10 protein-coding genes, 1 tRNA gene and 1 pseudogene are annotated in these 17,498 nt (G+C 62.9%); 9 read left to right on the top strand and 3 right to left on the bottom strand.

Features of this window, described 5'->3' with window-relative positions; all coding sequences use genetic code 11:
* A complete protein-coding gene (locus tag DXD24_RS04920; RefSeq protein WP_117646309.1) occupies window positions 1–2,007 on the top strand; it encodes an ABC transporter ATP-binding protein in 2,007 nt (668 codons plus the stop codon).
* 113 nt (window positions 2,008–2,120) lie between these two features.
* On the opposite strand, the gene cysE is transcribed toward DXD24_RS04920, so the two are convergent.
* Window positions 2,121–2,825, bottom strand: a complete 705-nt coding sequence (gene cysE, locus DXD24_RS04915; RefSeq protein ID WP_117646308.1) for a serine O-acetyltransferase — start codon at window positions 2,823–2,825, stop codon at window positions 2,121–2,123.
* A 224-nt stretch (window positions 2,826–3,049) separates the two neighbouring features.
* On the opposite strand from cysE, the gene DXD24_RS04910 reads away from it, so the two are divergent.
* Both DXD24_RS04910 and DXD24_RS04905 read left to right on the top strand, forming a co-directional pair.
* Window positions 3,050–3,697 (top strand): DedA family protein, encoded by a 648-nt coding sequence (locus DXD24_RS04910; RefSeq protein WP_117646307.1) that lies wholly within the window; start codon window positions 3,050–3,052, stop codon window positions 3,695–3,697.
* Between the two features lie 289 nt (window positions 3,698–3,986).
* Window positions 3,987–5,039 (top strand): branched-chain amino acid aminotransferase, encoded by a 1,053-nt coding sequence (locus tag DXD24_RS04905; protein WP_035138743.1) that lies wholly within the window; start codon window positions 3,987–3,989, stop codon window positions 5,037–5,039.
* Window positions 5,040–5,599: 560 nt separating this feature from the next.
* Here the strand turns inward: DXD24_RS04905 and DXD24_RS04900 are convergent.
* A complete protein-coding gene (locus tag DXD24_RS04900; protein WP_082421874.1) occupies window positions 5,600–6,151 on the bottom strand; it encodes a LemA family protein in 552 nt (183 codons plus the stop codon).
* 212 nt (window positions 6,152–6,363) lie between these two features.
* Between DXD24_RS04900 and DXD24_RS04895 the strand changes: the two genes are divergently transcribed.
* Complete coding sequence (locus DXD24_RS04895) at window positions 6,364–6,948, top strand: TetR/AcrR family transcriptional regulator (protein ID WP_117646306.1); 585 nt, start codon at window positions 6,364–6,366, stop codon at window positions 6,946–6,948.
* A gap of 3 nt (window positions 6,949–6,951) precedes the next feature.
* Here DXD24_RS04895 and DXD24_RS04890 read toward each other — a convergent pair.
* Window positions 6,952–7,041: transfer RNA gene (locus DXD24_RS04890), tRNA-Ser, on the bottom strand.
* Between the two features lie 51 nt (window positions 7,042–7,092).
* Between DXD24_RS04890 and tadA the strand changes: the two genes are divergently transcribed.
* The 5 genes and pseudogenes from tadA (at window position 7,093) to DXD24_RS04865 (ending at window position 17,443) form a co-directional block, all read left to right on the top strand.
* Window positions 7,093–8,874 carry a tRNA adenosine(34) deaminase TadA gene (tadA, locus tag DXD24_RS04885; protein WP_117646305.1) on the top strand — a complete coding sequence of 594 codons (1,782 nt, stop codon included), beginning with the start codon at window positions 7,093–7,095 and terminating at the stop codon, window positions 8,872–8,874.
* A gap of 467 nt (window positions 8,875–9,341) precedes the next feature.
* Window positions 9,342–9,836 (top strand): leucine-rich repeat protein, encoded by a 495-nt coding sequence (locus DXD24_RS04880; protein WP_158550156.1) that lies wholly within the window; start codon window positions 9,342–9,344, stop codon window positions 9,834–9,836.
* A gap of 5 nt (window positions 9,837–9,841) precedes the next feature.
* Window positions 9,842–10,048, top strand: a pseudogene (locus tag DXD24_RS10330) (leucine-rich repeat domain-containing protein); the annotation flags it as partial.
* A gap of 101 nt (window positions 10,049–10,149) precedes the next feature.
* Complete coding sequence (locus DXD24_RS10255; protein ID WP_158550155.1) at window positions 10,150–15,267, top strand: Cna B-type domain-containing protein; 5,118 nt, start codon at window positions 10,150–10,152, stop codon at window positions 15,265–15,267.
* On the top strand, window positions 15,161–17,443 hold the full coding sequence (locus DXD24_RS04865; RefSeq protein ID WP_233502334.1) for a Spy0128 family protein: 2,283 nt from the start codon (window positions 15,161–15,163) through the stop codon (window positions 17,441–17,443). Before DXD24_RS10255 ends, DXD24_RS04865 begins: the two co-directional genes overlap by 107 nt.
* The last annotated feature ends 55 nt before the right edge of the window (window positions 17,444–17,498 follow it).

The raw sequence follows: 17,498 nt of genomic DNA, 5'->3' as shown, positions 1-17,498 counted from the left end.
ATGACCGAGGAGCTCAGGAAGCAGGCCAGCGTTGATGACGCCGTTGCCGCGGGGCTGGTCGAGGAAACGGCTGCCGTGGCACCCGAGCTGGATGACGCCGCCAAGGCTGCAGCCGAGCGCGAGGCTCGCCGCCAAGCGCTCTACGAGGAAAACGAGCGCGCCGAGGACGAGCGTGCCCGCGCTGAGGCAGAGCGCATGCGCGATGTGGACGACGAGGACGAGGACGAGAAACCCCGCGACACCTGGGCGACGGTGCGCCGCCTGTGGAGCGAGGCTGCCGGCGACCATTGGCGCTTCTATATCGTGTTCGCGAGCATTGTGTTCTACGCCATCTTTAACACCGCTGCGCCGGCATATAGTGCCCGCGTGATAGATGAGCTGTGGGGCCACATTCAGGTGGCGTTTGCCAACGGAACCACCTTCAACATCACCTGGGAGAACTGCGGCAGGACCATCTTCGTCTACTTTATGATCTGGACTGCCGCTGCCTCGTTCTACGCGCTCCAGACCTTTTTGATGTCGAGCGTTGCCGAACGCCTCAACCTGCGCCTACGCAACCGTATCGCACAAAAGCTCAACCGTCTGCCGCTCGCCTACTTTGACGCGCATCGTCCCGGTGAGGTCGTCAGCCGTGCGACCAACGACTTGGACAAGATGTCCGAGAGTATGCAGCGCGGACTGCTGCAGCTGCTGGTGTCGATCGGCACCGTGGTGGGCGCCGTGAGCGTGATGTTCGTGTTTAGCGTGCCGCTCACGCTCGTCTTTTTGTTCTTTATGGCGCTGTCGCTGCTGATGACCAAAGTGGTCTCGCGTCGCACACATGACGTGACCGGCGAGCGCCAGGAGTGGGTGTCCAAAATCACGAGCGCGGTCGAGGAGGGCTACTCGGGCCGTCTGGTGATTCGCGCGTTTAACCGCGAGCGTCAGAGTTCTGCCGAAGTGCACGAGGCCTCGGGCGAGCTGGCGCGCGTGAGCACCAAGGCCGACTTTATGATCAATGCCGTCGGCCCTGCGGTGCGCTTTATCGGCCGTTTGGCGCAGATCGTGATCGCGCTGGTGGGCTGCAGCATGCTGGTTGCCGGTCACATGACCGTCGGCGTGTTCCAGGCGTTCTTCCAGTTTATCTACGAGGCGTCCGAACCCATGACGCAGCTGTCGTTTACCTTTAACTCGCTGCAGAGCGCGCTGGCGAGTGCGGAGCGCGTGTTCGACCTGCTTGATGAGTCCGAGATGGAGGCTGATCCGCTGCCGGGGGAGGCCGCCAAGCTGCCGGGTCGCATTGAGGGTCGCGTCTCCTTTGAGCACGTGCGCTTTGGTTATTCGCCCGACAAGCCGCTCATGCGCGACGTGTCGTTTACCGCCGAGCCGGGCCAAAAGATCGCGGTGGTGGGAACCACGGGCGCGGGCAAGACCACGCTCATCAATCTGCTCATGCGCTTTTACGAGATCGACGGTGGCCGCATTACGCTCGACGGTGTGGATACGAGCCGCATGGATCGCGGCGAGCTACGTCAGCAGTTTGGCATGGTGCTGCAAGACGCCTGGCTGTTCGACGGCACGATTGCCGAGAACATCGCCTACGGCTGCCCCGAGGCGACGCACGATGAGATCGTGGCGGCCGCACGCGCCGCGCAGGTCGACTTCTTTGTACGTACCATGCCGCAGGGCTACGACACGCGCGTGGCCAACGATGCCGAAAGCATCAGCCAGGGCCAGCGTCAGCTGCTGACCATCGCACGCGTGCTGCTCAACAACCCGGCGATTCTAATCCTGGACGAGGCGACGTCGAGCGTGGACACGCGCACTGAGCTTGCCATCGGCCGTGCCATGGACGCGCTTATGCGCGGGCGCACGAGCTTTGTGATCGCGCATCGCCTGTCGACGATCGTGGACGCCGACCTGATCTTGGTCATGGATCACGGCAACATTATCGAGCAAGGCACGCATAAGGAACTGCTGGCTGCCGAGGGTGCTTACGCCGACCTCTATCTGAGTCAGTTCGCATAGTGTGACAAAGGGATAGTCCCGCATGTCACATCAAAAAGAAAGGCGCGCCGGGGATGGATTCCCTGGCGCGCCTTTTGCGTCGGTGCCGATATTGTTTTGTGCCGCTTGCGTCCCTAGCGCTCGTCCACGAGCTTGGTGACGAGGGCTTTGAGCTCGGCCACCTCTCGCTCGAGTTCTTTGACGCGGCGGGCGTTCTCGGTGATGCCTTGGCGGTTGAGGGCACTCTGCTCGGCGGCGTCATCGGGCATGTACTCGCGATGCTGCTTGGCGTCGAAACTCTCCTCGAACACACGGCAGCCGTTGCGCTTGATGATGCGTCCCGGCACGCCCACGACGGTGCAGTTGTCGGGCACGTCCTTGACGACAACCGAGTTGCCGCCGATTTTGACGTTGTTGCCGATGCGAATGTTGCCGAGCACCTTGGCGCCCGTGCCCACGGTGACGTTGTTGCCCAGGGTGGGGTGGCGCTTACCGGTCTCGTTGCCGGTGCCGCCGAGCGTGACGCCCTGATAGAGTACGCAGTTGTCGCCCACAATGGTGGTCTCGCCGATGACGACGCCCATGGCGTGGTCGATAAAGAAGTGCTTGCCAATCTGCGCGGCAGGGTGAATCTCGACGCCGGTGATATGACGGGTGAGCTGCGAGAGCGCACGGGCGAGCGATCGGTGGCCGTGCTCCCAGAGCCAATGCTCGGGTACGTGGTTCCACTTGGCGTGAAGACCGGGGTACGAAAGGAAAATGACCAGACCGTTTTGCGCGGCGGGGTCCTGTGCCTGGACGGTCTTGATGTCCTCGCGAATGGTATTGATAAAGCTCACCGGCCGCCCTCCCTTAGCGCCATGGCAATGCGATTCAATAAAGTATAGCGATTCGCTAGGGATTAGGAAGAGCAATCTTCCACGGCTTAGCGTGACAGATGTCAGTTATGCATACTTGCTGGTAATGGAGTCATGCTTTTGTGCGGTCGTGTGCATGGCCGCGCCGCAACCGTATACTGGTCAACTTGGACGTATCCGCGCCCACAACTGAGAGGTTCTACTTCATGGGTTTCATTAATTTTATCGCCGAGTTGCTCAAAGACCCGCGCACCGCGATCGCCAGCTGGATCGCCGCCGGCCCGCTTATGGCCTACGGCTGTGTGTTCCTGATCATCTTTATCGAGACGGGCGTGGTGTTCTTCCCGTTCCTTCCCGGCGATTCGCTGCTGTTCGCCTCGGGCTTCTTCGCCCACAACGGCGGCTTTAACATTGTGGCCCTGCTGGCTGTGGCGTGGGCCGCTGCCATTTTGGGCGATCAGTGCAACTTTATGATTGGCCATTTCTTTGGCCAAAAGATCATTGCCTCGGGCAAGGTCAAGGCCATGACGCCCGAGCGCATTAAAAAGTCCGAGGACTTCCTGGACAAGTGGGGCCACCTGGCTATCTTCCTGGGTCGCTTCTTCCCGTTTATCCGCACCTTCGTGCCCTTCATCGCCGGCATGGGCGGCATGCACTGGCGCAACTTTGTCATCTTTAACGTGCTGGGCGGTATCACCTGGTCGACGGTCTTTACGCTGCTGGGCTATTTCTTTGGCGGCATCCCCTTTGTGCAGGAGCACTTTGAGCTGCTGATTATCGGCATCGTCGCCGTGTCGATTATCCCGACCGTGGTCGGCCTGGTTAAGGCAAAGCTGGGCAAACAGAACGCGTAGCTCGAGCTAGCGCGCAAACCGTGCCGTTGAGGCCCGTCGCCGATTACGGTGGCGGGCCTCTCTAGCTTCGGTCAAATGAAAATACTTTAGTTAGTTAAAGAAAAACGTTTTATCCGATGCGTGTGCGGAGTACAATCTCGTGCATGCGAATCGACGTGTCATCGGCTTCGATGTCGTCCGCGTGTCCCGTCCGGCTCTACGCTCCGGGCGTGTGACGTTGCGACGCGGTCGGCCTCGGTCCTTGCGTGCGAGTTCGCGAGTATGCAACTGTGTATGTAAGGAGCGACATATGACTGTCGAGAAGAAGGATATCGATTGGGGTAGCCTCGGCTTTGGCTACATGAAGACCGATTACAGCTACGAGGCTCATTGGAAGGATGGCGAGTGGGACGAGGGCGGTCTGACTACCGACCACACCCTGCATGTCTCCGAGTGCGGTGGCATCTTCCATTACTGCCAGGAGGTCTTTGAGGGCCTGAAGGCTTACACCGCCGAGGACGGCAGCATCGTCTGCTTCCGTCCCGATATGAACGCTGAGCGTATGTACAACTCTGCGCAGCGCCTCGAGATGCCCCCGTTCCCCAAGGACAAGTTTGTTGAGGCCGTCAAGCAGGTCGTCTCTGCCAACGCCGCATGGGTTCCGCCCTTCGGCTCTGGCGCAACCCTGTATGTGCGTCCGTTTATGATCGGCTCCGGTGACGTAATCGGCGTGGCTCCCGCTCCTGAGTACACGTTCCGCATTCTCGTGACCCCGGTCGGTCCGTACTTTAAGGGCGGCCTTAAGCCCGTCAAGCTGCGCGTTTCCGAGTACGACCGCGCCGCACCGCACGGCACCGGCAACATCAAGGCCGGCCTCAACTACGCCATGTCCCTGAAGCCCACGATGGAGGCTCACCGCGAGGGTTATGCCGAGAACCTGTATCTCGACTCCGAGTCCCGCACCTATGTCGAGGAGACCGGTGGCGCTAACGTCCTGTTCGTGAAGGAGGATGGCACCCTCGTCGTTCCGCAGTCGCACACCGACTCCATCCTGCCCTCCATCACCCGCCGTTCGCTCGTTCAGGTTGCTCAGGACCTGGGCATGACCGTCGACCAGCGTCCCGTCGAGTGGGCCGAGGTCAAGGCCGGCACCTTTGTTGAGTGCGGCCTGTGCGGCACCGCTGCCGTTATCTCCCCGGTCGGCGAGATCGACAACAAGGTCTACGGAGCCGACGAGACCGTGACCTTCCCGGCTGGCTACACCGAGATCGGTCCTGTGATGAAGAAGCTTCGCGAGACCCTGACGGGCATCCAGTCTGGTGCTGTTGAGGATAAGCACAACTGGGTTTACACCGTCGCGTAAGCTGTCTTAGCTGTCCGGCCCGAGGGCGACCTTCCCTTTCGGCGCGTCCTCGGACATGAAAGAACCCCCGCTGCGCACTACGTGCGGCGGGGGTTCTTTCGTCCTGTGGAGTGCGCCGGAAAGGAAGGTCGCCCTCGGGCCTGTGTCACCCTGGCGCTGCCGTACGGGCAATATAGATCTGAATTAAAGATGGCGCGCGGCCTTTTAGGCCGTGCTTTTGTTTTGGTTCGCGCCATGTGGGGGTGATGGCGACGTGCATTTTTGCGAGTATTCTGCAATCGAAGGCCCCTGCATACCGACCTCGGGCAAAAAATCGGGATTTCTCGATGTTTTCTACGAATGATGGGCGGGGTTATGGGCTGACAGCGTTTGATTTGCAGGGATATTCGCGGTCTTTGGCATTTATCGTAGCGCCCGAAGCTCTTGGTTATGTTGAATACTCCTAAAAATGCACGGCGCTTAGAGGGGGACCTTCGCGAAAAAGGAAACCGCCCCGTCGAAGTATGCGTTCGACGGGGCGGTTTATACATTTGGCCGATTAAGGATGCGCTGCCAAACTACTAGAACTTGACGGTCGGGGCCTGGCGGGCTGCTTCGGCGGCCTCGAAGCCCTGGCGCTCCTTAAACTGGAAGATGCCGGCAAAGATGACAGCCGGGAACGTCTGAATGGCGTTGTTGTAGCTGAGCACGCAGTCGTTGTAGCTCTGGCGTGCATAGCTAATCTTGTTCTCGGTATCCTCGAGCGACGCCTGCAGCTGCGTAAAGTTGGTGTTTGCCTTAAGGTCGGGATAGGCCTCGGCTACGGCGAAGAGCTGGCGTAGCGCACCGGTCAGCACGTTGTCGGCCTCCATCTTGGCCTCGGGCGTGGTGGCCTTGACGGCGGTGTTACGCGCGCTGATCACGGCGGAGAGCGTCTCTTGCTCGTGCTTGGCGTAGCCCTTGACGGTCTCGACCAGGTTGGGGATCAGGTCGTTGCGGCGCTGCAGCTGCGTATCGATGTTCTGCCAGGCGTTATCGATGCGGTTACGCTTGGTGACCATGTTGTTGTAGATGCCGGCGATGGCGCAGACAATCACAATGACAACAACGATGCCGATGATGACGGTAATCATGATGTCTCCGTTTCGAATGGCCGCGGCGGCATGCGCCAGCTGCCGTTGGTATAACGCTACTAGTATACCCGCAACGTTTTGCCGTGCCGAACTTTCCGGTAAGCGTTATGTTTTCGGTAGGGTTGGCACCGGGGCAAAGCGCGCGAGGTACAGGTGTAAGATATGCGACAGATTGACGAGTGTTGTCTTTGCCCTGAGGATGGCGATTATCAGTGGACCTTCGCATCAAGAAAACCTACCGCGCCCTGTTCGATGCCTTTACCGAGCTTCTCGAGGAGCATCGTTTTGAGGACCTGACGGTTGCCATGCTGTGCGACCGCGCCATGATTCGCCGCACGACGTTCTACAAGCACTTTCGCGACAAGAACGATTACTTTGCCTTTTATATCGATGAGTTCATGTCGGGCTTGCCGCAAAAACAGCCCGATGAGGCCGGCGCAGTGTCTGCCGAGGACGTGCGCGCGCTTCGGCACGCGATTTTGGACGATGCCATGGATTTGATTCTGGCGCACGAGCAGCTCATGGATAACATTTTGGCAAGCAGCATGTCGGGCATGTTGACCAACGTTATTTGCGACCGTATTGTCCGCTCCATCCGCGAGCGTGTGATGAACGTGCTTGCCGAGGATGCCCTGGCCCCCGTGTCACTCGAGACGACGTCTGAGTTTGTCGCCGGCGGTATTATTCGACTTTTCACGATATGGTGGGAATCGGGCCACGATCTTGAGCGTCGACCCGAGATGGCCGACGTGGTCGATGCGCTGTTTGAGCGGACCATGACGCCGGTGCATCACTAAAAATGGCGGAGAGAGGGGGATTCGAACCCCCGGAACGCTCTCGCGCTCAACGGTTTTCAAGACCGCCGCATTCAACCGCTCTGCCATCTCTCCGTGAGTCGTAATGATAGCATCGTTTTGAATTTGCAACAGGGAAGGCGAACGATGACGATCACCGAAATCGACGAGAAGTTCATGCGCGAGGCGCTGGCCGAGGCGCGCGCCGCCGCTGCGGTGGGCGAGGTGCCCATCGGAGCCGTAGTGGTGCGCGACGGCGAGATCGTCGCGAGGGCGCACAATCGTCGCGAGCTCGATCAGGATCCTTCGGCTCATGCCGAGTTTGCGGCCGTGTGCTCCGCTGCCCAGGCGCTCGGTCGCTGGCGCCTTTCCGACTGTACGGTCTACGTGACGCTCGAACCCTGCTGCATGTGTGCGGGGCTTATGGTCAACGCGCGCGTGGGACGCTGCGTGTATGGCGCGAGCGACGCCAAGGCGGGCGCGTTGGGATCCCTATACGATTTGAATGCCGACTCGCGCCTGAATCATCGGTTTAATGTGACCGCCGGTGTGCTGGCAGACGAGTGTCGTGAGGTGTTGAGCGGCTATTTTAGTGGGTTGCGTGGCACCGATGGTGCTGGCTGCGGTTGTGGGGCCGATCTTGAGGCACATGCCGCTCATGCCGAGGCGCTCGCGTGTGCCGAAGAAATCGCCGTTGAGGTGGTCGATTTTGGTGCCGCGTGCCGCCGGCCCCGCCGTGTGCTGTTGGCGATCGACTCCTTTAAGGGTAGCGTTTCGAGCGCGCAGGCGGAGGCGGCGGTTGCCGAAGGCGTGCGCCGTGTGTGGTCCGATGCCCAGGTGGCCACGTTGCCGCTGGCAGATGGTGGTGAGGGAACGCTCGATGCCGTTGCCGCGTGCGGCGGTGAGATTGTGACCTGCGAGGTGGCAGGCCCCTTGGGCGAGCGTGTGCCTGCCCGGATGCTGGTTGATGTCGAGCGCGAGTCCGCGGTCATCGAGATGGCCGAGGCGGCCGGCATCGGGTACTCGCCTTGCACGGAGTCGTCGGCGCTGGCCGCTACAACCTATGGCGTGGGCGAGCTCATGCTTCGCGCGGTTCGCACGGGCGCAAAGACACTCTATATTGGCTTGGGCGGCAGCGCCACCAACGACGGTGGCGCCGGCATGCTGCAGGCGCTGGGCGCGCGTCTTGTCGATGACCGTGGCTGCGATATCGCGCCGGGGCTCGCGGGCCTTGAACACGTGGCGAGTATCGATTTGGCACCGGCGCTACGGGCACTGAATGGCGCGCGTGTCGTGGTGCTTTCCGATGTCGAGAATCCGCTCGTAGGGCGTCGCGGCGCGCTTGCAGTGTTCGGCGGACAGAAGGGTCTGCCGGCGGGCGACATCGAGACGGTGCACAGGTGCGACAGCTGGATGGTCGGCTACGGTCGTCTGCTCGATACGGCAATTGTCGAGGCTCGGGCCCAGGGGCTGCTGCGCACGCCCAAGGGCGCACGGACATTTGGCTCGGTGCTCGGCGTGCCCGGTGCCGGTGCCGCCGGCGGCCTGGGTGCCGCGCTGCTGGCGCTCGGCGCGGAGCTGCGTTCGGGCGTGGAGACGGTGCTCGATCTGATTGGGTTTGACGAGCGCGTGCGCGATGTCGACCTGGTCATAACGGGCGAGGGCAATATGGACGAGCAATCCGCCGCCGGCAAAGCGCCGGTGGGTGTGGCCCGCCGTGCCAAGCGCTATAGCAAGCCGGTGGTCGCCGTCGTGGGCGGTCGTGCCGACAACCTGGATGCGGTGTATGGGCAGGGCGTCGACCTGGTTTTGCCGATCTGCCGCAAGCCCATGGATTTGAAGTGGGCACTCGATCCGCAGGAAGCCGCAACCAACCTCATCTGCGCCGGCGAGTCTGCCGCGCGAGCCTATGACCTCGCTCGCCTCTAAAACCAATCCGAAGTTGATTGCCCTGAGCCTTGCGTCGGACCGTTTGCCTCGAAGTGGTGTTGTCTGGGAATCGGAGACTATGCACTTCGGGTGTTGACGCCGCCATTTATGTGCCATTAGTAGATTGCTCTTCGTTCAGTTGCTCGCCAATTAATCCTGCCAATTAATTACCATTTCGGGCGAAGAAGTGGATTATCTCCATGATGGACCTCTTTGGGCATAATGTTGTCTTTAAACTGTCCTAATCAATAGATCGCTCTTGGGAAGAGAGGGCGACACCAGAGGGGGAGAAGGGAATTGGAGAGGAAAGTTTTCGGGGGGGGGGGCGGAGAGCCGCCGCTCTCTGCCTTGCGTTGGTTCTCGGCTTCGGATGTTTATCCGTTGGCGCGACGGCCGGTGTCGCATATGCGGCCACGGAATCGCGGACTGCGTATACTGCGGAGCAGTTTGAGATCACCCAGGACGGCGTGACCTATTCGTGCGAGACCACGGATAAGGGCACGGCGGAAATCACATGTATTGTTGCCGACGACAGTGTGACCGCGGTGAGTGTACCCAGCTCCATCGCGCATGGTGGCCAGACCTACAAAGTCACCGAACTTTTTTTCTCGTCTGGTATCGTGGCCAAGAACGTTGAGCAGCTGACGCTCCCCGACACGCTCGAAAACGTGCGCGGATGGTATTTCCGGAAGTTCGTAAAGGTCAAGGAGCTCCATATCCCTGGCTCCATCAAGGACTTCAGTTGCACGCTGCAAAACGCCGGCTCGCTCGAAAAACTCTATTTCGATGAGGGCGTCGAGAAGATTAGCGCCAACTCGATGGTCACGGGCTGCAAAAGCCTTTCGGAGATCGATCTCCCCTCCACCCTCAAAATGATTTCGGGCCCGAGCGCCTTCGGGGGGGGGCTACGGCCCTCACAAGCATCGAGTTTCCAAAAGATGTCGCCTTCGCCGACACCATAACGGGCGTGCTCAAAGGCTGCACGTCTCTGACAAGCGTGTCGTTGCCCGCATCGGTTACGAAGATCCCCTCGCACATGTTTGACGGATGCACCTCTCTAACGTCCGTCACCGCGCTGAGCGAAATTGAGTCCATCGGGGATGGGGCGTTTCAGAATTGCTCGAGTTTGACCGGCATCGATTTCCCGGGCACATTGACGAGCATCGGATCCTCTGCTTTCCAGGGGTGCGCCAGCCTGGTGAGCGTGCCCAATCTAAGCAAGGTGACAAACATGGGCTGGGGGCTTTCTACAAGTGCGAAAAGCTGCGGGCGTCCGTGGACCTGTCCTCGCTTCAGAGCGTTCCGGGCTATGCGTTCTGCTACGCGCCGGTTAAGATCGTGGGGCTTTGCGACAGCCTGCAGAGTATCGGTGACTGGGCCTTTATTTGGAGCAACGTCGCCGTCCAGCTTCCCGAGACACTTGAGAAAATTGGCAACTACGCCTTCTTTCGCGGCACGTTGCCGGAGCAGCTTTCCATTCCAGATTCCGTGACTTCCGTTGGCACGGCAGCCTTCTCGGGCGTAGATGGCGTGAAGGATGTGGCGATCGGGCGTGGCCTCACCGAAATACCCTCGCGTATGTTTGACGACAGCACGGTTCAAAAGATCACAATCGAAAACAGCATGGACGACATCACCGGCTCGAATAACCTTCCGAGCTCTGGTGTCGATATCGTCTACACGCGCGAGTCCATCAAAGACAGCGTCGGCGATACCGTGAGCGATGACAGCACCAAGACCCTTCAGGAGCTGGTCCGCGAGGCCCCCTATGGCAAGGAAACCGTCATCACTCTGAAAAAGGACGTGAAGCTCGGCTCCACGCTCACGATTCCTGCCGAGAAGATGATTAAGATCACGTCGGATGAGCCCTATACCATCTTGGCAACAAAGAATAGCGGCGTCTCCGTACTGGTCAATGTTGCCGAGGGAGCATCCCTCGAGCTGTCGGGGAAAGTGTCCCTGAGTGGTCGCTACAACAAGGGCGCCATTATTTCTAGCAAGGGAGCAGTTGTGCTCTCTGACGAGGCCGTTGTGTGCGACGGCGCTGCGAGCACCGTCAATACTGGTGTTGTCGACGTGTCGGGAGACAAGGCTTCGCTTACCATGACGGGCGGCGTTATCGAGCAGTGCGAACTTAAGGACGCGTATTGCGGCGCTGTCCACGCGAAGGACGGCGCTCATGTTGTCATGAAGGGCGGCGTTATCCGTAAGAACGGAATCGTCGTTACCGGAGACACTAACGGCTATCACCTCACATCTTCTGGCGTCATGTTGGTGGGCAATGCCCGCTTCGACATGAGCGGAGGCAGCATCGAGGGCAACAGCGGCTATCGAGGCAGCGCGGTCCTTGCGTATAGTGAGGGGGAGGGCGATAGCCAAAGAGCCAAGTTCACGATGACTGGTGGTCAGATTTCCGGCAACAGGAGCAGTAAACTGGAGGCGGGGCCCTTAGATCCCTCTGGAGCAGTTCACATTGAGGGCAACGCCGAGTTCACCATGAAGGGTGGAGAGATTGAGAACAACGTTGCGTCTGGCAACGGCAAAGGCGGCGGAGTGTGTGTGGTCGACCCGGGCTGTCAGGGCGGCGAAACAGGGAATACTGCTTTCACCATGCAAGGCGGGTCCATATCTGGCAACTCCGCTTCCGCCGGCGGAGGCGTCTATGCCTATTCGAATGGCGTCACGCTCAGCGCGGGCAAGATCGAGGGTAATACTGCTCGGAGCATGGGCGGCGGCGTGTATAGCGAAGGCAACGAGGCTCATGGCTATAGCACGCTCCGCATCGAAAACGCCCTCGTTGTTGATAACCATGCGGATAAGCAGGGCGGCGGCATGTGGTTCTGCCCGACCGGAGATGCCAAGGTCTACGTCCAGGACGGCGGCCTGATCGCCAAGAACACGGCTGATGAGGCGGGAGACGACTTCGTCTTCACCGGCGCCAAAGACGCCAAATACAAACTGACCTTGGCCAACCGCGCTCCGGGCGGCGGAAAGGTCAGCTGGTACAGAGACGGTGGGCTGTTTAAGCCCTACGGCACTATTGCGGCAACAAACCCCAAAATCCCGCGATTCTCGCCCGATGGCGACAACGGCGATCCCCTGTCCTTTACCGACGCCACGCCGAACGTCGCGCTTAAATCTGTGATGAGCGAGGATGTGTATAACCTCGGCGGCGGCCAGGCGTCGCTGACGATCTCTGGCAATACGGCGCCGTTGGGAGGCGGCATCGGCGCCAACGGCGGTGTTGTCATCGGCAGGTCCGAGAACATCAACATTCCAGTCAAAAAGGTCTGGGAGAACCCTAAGATCCCCCATCCTAATAAGGTCAAAATAAATCTCAAGAACGGCGATACCGTCATCGATTCGATCACCCTGAGCGAGTCTGACGGCTGGGAGGGTGTTTTCTCTAACTTGCCGAAGTGTGATGCCTCCGGCTCCGTGATCGACTACGCCGTGGCCGAGGTGCCCGTCGAGGGCTACAGCTCTAAGGTCACCGGCGACGCCGAGCACGGCTTCACCGTGACCAACACCTCCACGGCCAAGGTCTCGGTGCCCGTCGAGAAGAAGTGGGTCGGCCCGGCGGCCGAGAAGGCCACCGTGCGCCTGCTCGCCGACGGCAAGGCCACCGGCGACCCGATCGAGCTCAACGAGTCCAACGGCTGGAAGGGCTCCTTCAAGGGCCTGCCCAAGTACTCCAAGTCCGGCTCCGCGATCGCCTACGCCGTGGCCGAGGTGCCCGTCGAGGGCTACAGCTCTAAGGTCACCGGCGACGCCGAGCACGGCTTCACCGTGACCAACACCTCCACGGCCAAGGTCTCGGTGCCCGTCGAGAAGAAGTGGGTCGGCCCGGCGGCCGAGAAGGCCACCGTGCGCCTGCTCGCCGACGGCAAGGCCACCGGCGACCCGATCGAGCTCAACGAGTCCAACGGCTGGAAGGGCTCCTTCAAGGGCCTGCCCAAGTACTCCAAGTCCGGCTCCGCGATCGCCTACGCCGTGGCCGAGGTGCCCGTCGAGGGCTACAGCTCTAAGGTCACCGGCGACGCCGAGCACGGCTTCACCGTGACCAACACCTCCACGGCCAAGGTCTCGGTGCCCGTCGAGAAGAAGTGGGTCGGCCCGGCGGCCGAGAAGGCCACCGTGCGCCTGCTCGCCGACGGCAAGGCCACCGGCGACCCGATCGAGCTCAACGAGTCCAACGGCTGGAAGGGCTCCTTCAAGGGCCTGCCCAAGTACTCCAAGTCCGGCTCCGCGATCGCCTACGCCGTGGCCGAGGTGCCCGTCGAGGGCTACAGCTCGAAGGTCACAGGCGACGCCGAGCGCGGCTTCACCGTGACCAACACTGTGAAGACGGGCGAGCTCGACGTCTCCAAGACCGTCGCGGCGCGCGAGGGCCTGGCGGTCGACGCGGACAAGACATTTGAGTTTGCGGTCGAGGCCACCGATGTCGCGGGCCGCAAAGTATCCGGCGCCTACGGTGACGCGACGTTCGAGGACGGCAAGGCGACCCTCAAGCTCAAAGATGGCCAGACGGCGAGGATCACGGGGCTGCCCGCGGGAACCGCCTACACGGTGACCGAACGTGCCGCCGATGGCTACAAAGCCGCGGTGAACGGTGTCGAGGGATCCAAGGCCGATGGCTCCATCTCGGCTGACCAGGTCTCCTCCGTCGCCTTCGCCAACACCTTCGACCCCGCTCCCGCAACGGCGTCCGTCCCCGAGCTCACCAAGGTGCTCGCGGGCGGCCGCAAGCCCGGCCTCCAGGAGGGGGAGTTCGCCTTTGAGCTCTCCCTCGCCGACGGCGCGGGCAATGTGCTCGAGGGCTACCCGATCGAGGCGAAGAATGACAAGGACGGCAAGGTTTCCTTTGGCGAGCTCAGCTTCACCAATCCGGGTGCCTACCACGCGACCGTGACCGAGAAGGCAAGCGGCGATGTCCTGATTGAGGGCGATGCGCATGCCTACACCTTCGACATCACGGTGACTCAGACCGGTTCCGGCCTTAAGGCCGTGATCTCCAACGAGCGGGGTAAGAAGACCTTCACCAACACCTTCACGCCGCACGACAACACCAAGACCGTCACCAAGGCGGACGCCTCGGGCGCCAAGGTCGATGTGGACGGCAAGCCGGTGGGCGTGGGCGATACCCTCACCTATACCATCGGCTGGGCCAATAACAGTGTCGACGACAGGGGCGCCGCGCAGGCGGCCGACGTGACGGTGACCGATGTCCTGCCCAAGGGCGTTAACTATGTTGAGGGTTCTGCCGACGGTGCCGCCTACGACGCCGCGACGCGCACCCTTACCTGGTCGCTCGGCGAGCAGGCTGCGGGCGCCACGGGTACGCTCAGCTTTGACGTGAAGGTCTCCGCCGAAGCCGCCGTGGTCGACGACATCTCCAACACCGCCACGGTCAAGGTGGGGGAGAACGAATCCCAGACCAACACGACCCACAACAGCGTGTCCCGCGAGGGCAGCCTCACCGTCAAGAAGACGGTCGTCGGCGGCGACAGCCAGCGCGAGTTCGGCTTTACGGTCGCGCTGGCCGACGGGGACGGCGAGCCCGTCTCCGGCACCTTCGGCAAGGGCGAGGACGCCGTGACGTTTACGGACGGCAAGGCGACCTTCACGCTCAAGGACGGCGGGGAGAAGACTGTCGCCGGCCTGCCCGTGGGCGCGCGCTATACCGTGGCCGAGGACGCCGCCGAGGGCTACACGACTGCTGTTAACGGGGCTGACGGCTCCAAGGCCGAAGGCGCCGTGACCGAGGACGGCGCGACCGTCGCGTTCACCAACACGTACGGAACGGCCACCGAGGGCAGGGACGTCTCCACCGCGGGGCTCTTCACCAAGACGCTCGAGGGCCGCGACTGGGCGGAGGGCGACAGCTTCCAGTTCGCGCTCGCGGGCGAGGGCGGCGCTCCCATGCCCGAGGGCTCTGCCGACGGCTCCAAGACCGTCAGTGTGACGGCCGCCGCCGGCACCAAGGCGGGCGATAGGGTCGCCTTCGACTTCGGCCCCATCCGCTACACGCTCGATGACATCAAGGACGCCGGGTTCGCCGAGGTCGGCGGCAAGCGCGTGCGCGCCAAGACCTTCACCTACACGGTGCGCGAGGTCAGGCCCGATGACGGTGACCGTGACCGACGACGGCTCCGGCAACCTTACGGCCACGACGCCCGCGATCGCGCAGGCGAGCGGCGGCGACTTCGTCAACACCTACACGACCGAGCTCGACTACTCGGCCCGCGCGGGAGTGCGCCTGTCCAAGACGCTCTCCGGCCGCGCCATGGAGGCGGGGCAGTTCGCCTTCACCGTGACCGCGGACGCCGAGACGGCCGCCAGGCTCGGCCTCAAGACCGGCAAGGACGCCTACGCCGTGGCCGCGGCCGATGACGGTGCGGCCGGCCTGGTCGACCTCATCGGCGGTGCCGCGGGGGGCGACGTGAAGTTCACCGACGCCGACGCGGGCAAGACCTACAGCTTCACCGTCGCCGAGACCAAGCTCGGCGGCGAGGGCTACGCCAACGACACCGCGCCGCGCACGGTGACCATCGCGCCCGCCTACGATGCCGCGACGGGCAGGCTCACGGTCACGACCACGGTTGCCAAGGACGGTGTCGAGGTCGCACGCAGCGAGGTCTCCACGGCGGATGGCGCCACGGCGGCGCCCGCGCCCGTGACGGTCGCGTTCGAGAACTCCTACGAGGCCACCGGAAAGCTCGGCGGCGAGGGCAACGTGGCCATCAACGCCACCAAGACGCTGACGGGCCGCGCCGCGGCGGCGGGCGAGTTCTCGTTCTCCGTACGCGATGCCCGGGGTAACGCGGTCGCGACCGCGACCAACCAGGCCTCCGGCGACGGCGAGGCCGCGGGGCTCGCGTTCTCGCCCATTGCCTACACCACCGACGCTCTCGAGCGGATGGTGGCGGACGGCACCGCCACCAGGGCCGCCGACGGCTCCTGGGCCATTCCCTATACCGTATCCGAGGACGGCATGGACCGGCTGCCCGCGGGCGTGACGGCGACCGCCTCGAGCTTCGATATCACGGTCAAGGTGACCGATAACGGCAAGGGCGGGCTGGATGTGGCCGTGGTCTACCCCGAGGGCTCCGGCGGCACGCTGCCGTTCGTGAACGGCTACAGCGCCGGCGAGGCGACGGTCGACCTCTCGGGCACCAAGACGCTGGCGCTCGGCCAGGCCGGACTCGGCCTCACGCAGGCCGACATCGAGGGCAGGTACACCTTTAAGATTGAGCCGCTGGACGGCGCGCCCGCACCGGTCGACGCCTCCGGCAAGACGGTGGCCGAGGCGACCAACGACGCCGCCGGCAACGTCGAGCTGGGCCGCGTCACGTTCAGGCAGCCGAGCGACCTCGATGGCGTCGAGATCGACGGCGACGGCCTGCGCACCAAGACGTTTGCCTACCGGGTGAGCGAGTCCGGCTCGGTCGACGGCGTGGTCAACGACGCGACGGCGACCAGGACCTTCGCGGTCAGGGTCGTCGAGGACACCAAGGCGGGCACGCTCGCCGCGGAGGTCCTGCCCGCAGAGGGCACGCCCGAGGGCAGGGGCGCGTTCGAGTTCACCAACACCTACGGCGTGAACCCGACGCCGAGCTCCGTCACCGACCAGATCAAGGTGAGCAAGAAGCTCGAGGGCCGCGACCTGGCCGAGGGCGAGTTCGAGTTCCAGCTGGTCGAGATCGCCGCCGACGGCAGCGAGAGCGTCGCGGCGACGGGCAGGAACGCCGCCGACGGAACGGTCGAGCTCAGCCCCGTCCCCTACACCGCGCCCGGCACGCACAGCTACGAGCTGCGCGAGGTCGCCGGCACGGCGGGCGGCGTGACGTACGACAGGGCGACGTACCGCGTGCGCACGACGGTAACCGATGCCAAAAACGGCGCGCTCGCCGTCAGGCACGAGCTCATGGATGCCGAGGGCAATGCCGTGGGCGACACCTCGGTGACGTTCACCAACGGCTACGAGGCCGCGCCCGTCACCCTCAAGCTGGGCGCCGCCAAGGTGCTCAAGGGCGCCGAGCTCAAGGCGGGCCAGTTCAGCTTTGAGCTCAGGGGCCGGGACGGCAAGGTCATGTCGACCGCCAGGAACGCCGCGGACGGCGGCGTCACGTTCGATGCGCTGACGTTCAAGCAGGCCGGCACCTACACCTTCACGGTGAGCGAGGTCGACGACGGCCAGGCGCGCGTGACCTACGACAAGGCGGTGCGCAAGATCGTCGTCACGGTGGGCGACGAGGCGGCCGACGGCACCAAGACGGGCTACCTGTCGGCGAAGGTCTCCTACGAGGGCGACGCCAACCTGCCGCCGGTCTTCACCAACAGCTACGCCGAGGAGCCCGGCACCCCCGAGAACCCCGGCACGCCGGGCGGCGGCTCGGGCGGCGGTTCCGATAACGGCTCCGGCAGCGGCTCCGGCGGCGACGGCTCCAAGGGCGGCATGCCCGACACCGGCGACCGCAGCCTGCCGGTCGAGGCGCTCGGCGCCATGGCCGGCATCGGCGCGCTGGCCGTCGCGGGCGGCGCGGTCCTGTACCGCAGGCGCCGCTAGCGATATGGACGAGTGGGGCGAATCCATCCGATGGGTCCGCCCCACTTGCCGTGGC

This window comes from Collinsella sp. TF12-2AT (assembly GCF_003436735.1).
Lineage (GTDB): Bacteria > Actinomycetota > Coriobacteriia > Coriobacteriales > Coriobacteriaceae > Collinsella.
The sequence above is the reverse complement of the archived record's forward strand: the minus strand, read 5'-3'. Positions and strand labels throughout refer to the sequence as shown.